Origin of the sequence: Nonomuraea aridisoli, assembly GCF_003236395.1 — a bacterium.
Lineage (GTDB): Bacteria > Actinomycetota > Actinomycetes > Streptosporangiales > Streptosporangiaceae > Nonomuraea > Nonomuraea aridisoli.
Genome location: NZ_POUD01000091.1, coordinates 24,113 through 30,455, shown reverse-complemented (window position 1 = coordinate 30,455; position 6,343 = coordinate 24,113). Strand labels below are relative to the sequence as shown.

The following is a 6,343-nucleotide window of genomic DNA, read 5'->3' as shown; positions in this document are numbered from 1 at the left end:
TGCGCGAGCGCATGACGACGCAGGACGTCGAGGCGATCACGCCGCAGACCCTGATCAACATCCGCCCGGTCGTGGCGTCGATCAAGGAGTTCTTCGGCACCTCGCAGCTGTCGCAGTTCATGGACCAGACCAACCCGCTGGCCGGCCTGACGCACAAGCGGCGTCTGTCCGCGCTGGGCCCCGGTGGTCTGTCGCGTGAGCGGGCCGGCTTCGAGGTCCGTGACGTGCACCCGTCCCACTACGGCCGGATGTGCCCGATCGAGACCCCTGAAGGCCCGAACATCGGCCTGATCGGCTCGCTGGCCACCTATGGCCGGATCAACGCGTTCGGCTTCGTCGAGACGCCGTACCGCAAGGTCGTCGACGGCAAGGTGACCGACCAGATCGACTACCTGACCGCCGACGAGGAGGACCGCTTCGTCAAGGCGCAGGCCAACACCCCGCTGAACGCCGACGGGTCGTTCGCCGAGTCCCGCGTTCTCGTCCGCACCAAGGGCGGCGAGACCGAGCTCGCGCACGCCTCCGAGGTCGACTACATGGACGTCTCGCCGCGCCAGATGGTGTCGGTGGCCACGGCCATGATCCCGTTCCTCGAGCACGACGACGCCAACCGCGCGCTCATGGGCTCCAACATGCAGCGCCAGTCGGTGCCGCTGCTCAAGAGCGAGGCGCCGCTGGTCGGCACCGGCATGGAGTACCGTGCCGCGACCGACGCCGGTGACGTCATCAGCGCCGAGAAGGCCGGTGTGGTCGAGGAGGTCTCCGCCGACTACGTCACGGTCATGAACGACGACGGCACGCGGACGACGTACCGCGTGGCGAAGTTCAAGCGCTCCAACCAGGGCACGAGCTTCAACCAGAAGCCCATCGTGGCCGAGGGCGACCGGGTCGAGGTCAACCAGGTCATCGCCGACGGTCCCTGCACCGACAACGGCGAGATGGCGCTGGGCAAGAACCTGCTCGTGGCGTTCATGCCGTGGGAGGGCCACAACTACGAAGACGCGATCATCCTGTCCCAGCGCCTGGTCCAGGACGACGTCCTGTCCTCGATCCACATCGAGGAGCACGAGGTCGACGCCCGTGACACCAAGCTGGGCCCGGAGGAGATCACCCGGGACATCCCGAACGTCTCCGAGGAGGTCCTCGCCGACCTCGACGAGCGCGGCATCATCCGGATCGGCGCCGAGGTCGTGCCCGGCGACATCCTGGTCGGCAAGGTCACCCCGAAGGGTGAGACCGAGCTGACGCCGGAGGAGCGGCTGCTGCGCGCGATCTTCGGTGAGAAGGCCCGTGAAGTCCGTGACACCTCGCTGAAGGTGCCGCACGGCGAGCAGGGCAAGGTCATCGGGGTGCGCGTGTTCTCCCGCGAGGAGGGCGACGAGCTGCCGCCGGGCGTCAACGAGCTGGTCCGCGTCTACGTGGCGCAGAAGCGTAAGATCACCGACGGTGACAAGCTGGCCGGCCGCCACGGCAACAAGGGCGTCATCTCCAAGATCCTGCCGGTCGAGGACATGCCGTTCCTGGAGGACGGCACCCCGGTCGACATCATCCTCAACCCCCTCGGTGTGCCCGGCCGCATGAACGTCGGCCAGGTACTGGAGACCCATCTCGGGTGGATCGCCGCCCGCGGCTGGGACATCTCCGGCATCGAGGAGGCCTGGGCCGAACGCCTGCGGGACAAGGGCTTCGGGCAGGTCGAGCCGCGTACCAACGTGGCGACGCCGGTCTTCGACGGCGCCCACGAGGAGGAGATCGTCGGCCTGCTCGGCAACACGATCCCCAACCGTGACGGCGACCGGATGGTCCAGCCCACGGGCAAGGCCCAGCTGTTCGACGGCCGCTCCGGCGAGCCGTTCCCGTACCCGATCGCGGTCGGCTACATCTACATCCTGAAGCTGCTCCACCTGGTCGACGACAAGATTCACGCGCGGTCGACCGGCCCGTACTCCATGATCACCCAGCAGCCGCTCGGCGGTAAGGCCCAGTTCGGCGGCCAGCGCTTCGGTGAGATGGAGGTGTGGGCGCTGGAGGCGTACGGCGCCGCCTACGCCCTGCAGGAGCTGCTGACCATCAAGTCCGACGACGTTCTCGGCCGGGTGAAGGTCTACGAGGCCATCGTCAAGGGCGAGAACATCCCCGAGCCGGGCATCCCCGAGTCCTTCAAGGTCCTCATCAAGGAGATGCAGTCGCTGTGCCTGAACGTCGAGGTGCTCTCCAGCGACGGCATGTCCATCGAGATGCGTGACACCGACGAGGACGTCTTCCGCGCCGCGGAAGAGCTCGGTATCGACCTGTCCCGGCGTGAGCCGAGCAGCGTGGAAGAAGTCTGAGGGGGAGATCGCACACAATGCTAGACGTCAACTTCTTCGACGAGCTTCGGATCGGGCTGGCGACGGCCGACGACATCCGTCAGTGGTCGCACGGCGAGGTCAAGAAGCCCGAGACGATCAACTACCGGACTCTCAAGCCGGAAAAGGACGGGCTCTTCTGCGAGAAGATCTTCGGCCCGACCCGCGACTGGGAGTGCTACTGCGGCAAGTACAAGCGCGTCCGGTTCAAGGGCATCATCTGTGAGCGCTGCGGCGTCGAGGTGACGCGTGCCAAGGTGCGTCGTGAGCGGATGGGCCACATCGAGCTGGCCGCGCCGGTCACGCACATCTGGTACTTCAAGGGCGTCCCGTCGCGCCTCGGCTACCTGCTCGACCTGGCCCCGAAGGACCTGGAGAAGGTCATCTACTTCGCGGCCTACATGATCACGCATGTCGACACCGAGCTGCGTGAGCGTGACCTGCCCTCGCTGGAGGCGAAGATCTCCGTCGAGCGGCAGCACATCGAGCAGCGCCGTGACGCCGACATCGAGGCCCGGCAGAAGAAGCTCGAGGCCGACCTGGCCGAGCTGGAGGCCGCCGGCGCCAAGGGCGACCAGCGCCGCAAGGTCCGCGAGGGCGCCGAGCGCGAGATGCGTCAGCTGCGTGACCGCGCCCAGCGCGAGCTCGACCGGCTCGAGGAGGTCTGGACGCGGTTCAAGAACCTCAAGGTCCAGGACCTCGAGGGCGACGAGCTGCTCTACCGCGAGATGCGCGACCGCTTCGGCCGCTACTTCAAGGGCGGCATGGGCGCGCAGGCGATCCAGGAGCGCCTGGTGAGCTTCGACCTCGACGCCGAGGCCGAGAACCTGCGCGAGACCATCCGCAGCGGCAAGGGCCAGAAGAAGGCCCGTGCGCTCAAGCGGCTCAAGGTCGTGTCGGCGTTCCTCAACACGACCAACTCGCCGCGCGGCATGGTGCTCGACTGCATCCCGGTCATCCCGCCGGACCTGCGCCCGATGGTGCAGCTCGACGGTGGCCGGTTCGCGACCTCCGACCTCAACGACCTGTACCGCCGGGTCATCAACCGGAACAACCGCCTCAAGCGTCTGCTCGACCTCGGCGCGCCCGAGATCATCGTGAACAACGAGAAGCGGATGCTCCAGGAGGCCGTGGACGCGCTGTTCGACAACGGCCGCCGCGGTCGCCCGGTCACCGGTCCCGGCAACCGTCCGCTGAAGTCCCTCAGCGACATGCTGAAGGGCAAGCAGGGCCGGTTCCGCCAGAACCTGCTGGGCAAGCGTGTCGACTACTCCGGCCGTTCGGTCATCGTCGTCGGCCCGCAGCTCAAGCTGCACCAGTGCGGTCTGCCCAAGCAGATGGCGCTGGAGCTGTTCAAGCCGTTCGTGATGAAGAGGCTCGTGGACCTCAACCACGCGCAGAACATCAAGTCGGCCAAGCGGATGGTCGAGCGCGCCCGCCCTGTGGTGTGGGACGTGCTCGAAGAGGTCATCACCGAGCACCCGGTGCTGCTCAACCGTGCTCCGACGCTCCACCGTCTGGGCATCCAGGCGTTCGAGCCGCAGCTGGTCGAGGGCAAGGCCATCCAGATCCACCCGCTCGTCTGCACCGCGTTCAACGCGGACTTCGACGGCGACCAGATGGCCGTGCACCTGCCGCTGTCGGCTGAGGCCCAGGCCGAGGCACGCATCCTGATGCTCTCGACCAACAACATCCTCAAGCCGGCCGACGGCAAGCCCGTGACGATGCCCACCCAGGACATGGTCATCGGCCTCTACTGGCTGACGACGATGAAGGAGGGCGCGCAGGGCGAGGGCCGCGTGTTCGGCTCGATCGCCGAGGCGCAGATGGCCTTCGACCGTCGCGAGCTGGAGATCCAGGCCAAGATCCACATCCGGCTGAAGGACATCCTGCCGCCGCGTGACTGGGTCGCTCCCGAGGGCTGGGAGCCGGGTGACGCCATCCGGCTGGAGACCACGTTCGGGCGGTGCCTGTTCAACCAGACGCTGCCGGACAGCTACCCCTTCGTCGACTTCCAGGTCGGCAAGAAGCAGCTGTCGCAGATCGTGAACGAGCTGGCGGAGACGTACCCGAAGATCGAGGTGGCCGCGGCGCTCGACGCGCTCAAGGACGCCGGGTTCCGCTGGGCGACCCGCTCCGGTGTCACGATCTCGATCGAGGACGTCGTCGCGCCCCCGAACAAGACCGAGATCATGGAGAACTACGAGCGCCGGGCCGACAAGGTCCAGCGCGAGTACGAGCGCGGTCTGATCACCGACGAGGAGCGCCGTCAGGAGCTCATCGAGATCTGGACGCACGCGACGGCCGACGTCGAGACCGACATGGTCAACGCCTTCCCGGCGACCAACCCGGTCTGGATGATGGTCAACTCCGGCGCCCGCGGTAACAAGATGCAGGTCCGTCAGATCGCCGGCATCCGTGGCCTGGTGTCCAACACCAAGGGTGAGACGATCCCGCGGCCGATCAAGGCCTCGTTCCGCGAGGGCCTGTCGGTGCTGGAGTACTTCATCTCCACCCACGGTCAGCGAAAGGGTCTGGCCGACACCGCGCTGCGCACCGCCGACTCGGGTTACCTGACCCGTCGTCTGGTGGACGTGGCCCAGGACGTCATCGTGCGCGAGATCGACTGCGGCACCGACCGCGCGGTCCCGCTGCACGTGGCCGACCGCGACCCGGCGGGCAACCTGGTCAAGGCCGAGAACGCCGAGTCCAACGTGCACGGCCGCATCCTCGCCGAGGACGTCGTGGTCGACGGCAAGGTCATCGTCCCGGAGGGCGTCGACATCAACGACACCCACGTGACGAAGCTGGTCGAGGCCGGCATCGAGACCGTGCGGACGCGCAGCGCGCTCGTCTGCGAGGCCAAGATCGGTGTCTGCGCGAAGTGCTACGGCCGTTCGCTGGCCACCGGCAAGCTCGTCGACGTCGGCGAGGCGGTCGGCATCATCGCCGCCCAGTCGATCGGTGAGCCCGGCACGCAGCTGACGATGCGGACGTTCCACACCGGTGGTGTGGCCGGCGCCGACATCACCCACGGTCTGCCGCGTGTCACGGAGCTGTTCGAGGCGCGCATCCCCAAGGGTGTCGCCCCGATCTCCGAGGCCGAGGGCCGGGTCCGGATCGACGAGACCGACAAGACCAGGAAGGTCGTGATCGTCCCCGACGACGGGTCGGAGGAGATCGCCTACCCGGTCTCGATGCGCTCGCGCCTGCTCGTGCAGGAGGGCCAGCGGGTCTCGGTCGGCCAGCAGCTGGTCGCCGGTGCGGTCAACCCCAACGAGGTGCTGCGCATCCTCGGCCCGCGGGCCGTGCAGCTGCACCTGGTGGCGGAGGTCCAGCAGGTCTACCGCTCGCAGGGTGTGTCGATCCACGACAAGCACATCGAGATCATCGTGCGGCAGATGCTCAAGCGCGTGAACGTGCTGGAGTCCGGTGACACCGACCTGCTGCCCGGCGAGCTCGTCGAGCGTCCGCGCTTCGAGCAGATGAACCGCGAGACCGTGGCCGAGGGCGGCTCGCCCGCCGCCGGCCGTCCGGTGCTCATGGGCATCACCAAGGCGTCGCTCGCCACCGAGTCGTGGCTGTCGGCGGCCTCCTTCCAGGAGACGACCAGGGTCCTGACGGACGCGGCGATCCACGCCAAGTCCGACTCGCTCCTGGGCCTGAAGGAGAACGTCATCATCGGTAAGCTCATCCCGGCCGGTACGGGCATGCCGCAGTACCGCAACATCCGGGTGGAGCCGACCGAGGAGGCCAAGGCTGCCATGTACACCGTCGGCGGTTACGACGGCTCGGCGGCCGACTACACCTTCGGCACCGGCAGCGGCGAGGCCGTCCCGCTGGAGGAGTACGACTTCGGTCAGTACAACCGTTGATCGCTTAGTCGCCTGTAGGTGACGCGCCCGGGTCTCTCGTCCGAGAGGCCCGGGCGCGCTGCTTTCCCAGCCCTTCCGTTACGGCCGGCCCGGCCGGCCCACCCGCCGCACGTGGCCGGG

The 6,343-nt window shown here is 67.7% G+C and carries 2 protein-coding genes; both read left to right on the top strand.

Features of this window, described 5'->3' with window-relative positions; all coding sequences use genetic code 11:
• Positions 1-2,330, top strand: a 2,330-nt coding sequence (gene rpoB / locus C1J01_RS22215) for a DNA-directed RNA polymerase subunit beta (protein WP_111180898.1), incomplete at its 5' end; no start/stop codon positions are given.
• A gap of 17 nt (positions 2,331-2,347) precedes the next feature.
• Positions 2,348-6,223, top strand: coding sequence for a DNA-directed RNA polymerase subunit beta' (locus tag C1J01_RS22210; RefSeq protein ID WP_111180896.1), 3,876 nt, complete (start codon positions 2,348-2,350; stop codon positions 6,221-6,223).
• The last annotated feature ends 120 nt before the right edge of the window (positions 6,224-6,343 follow it).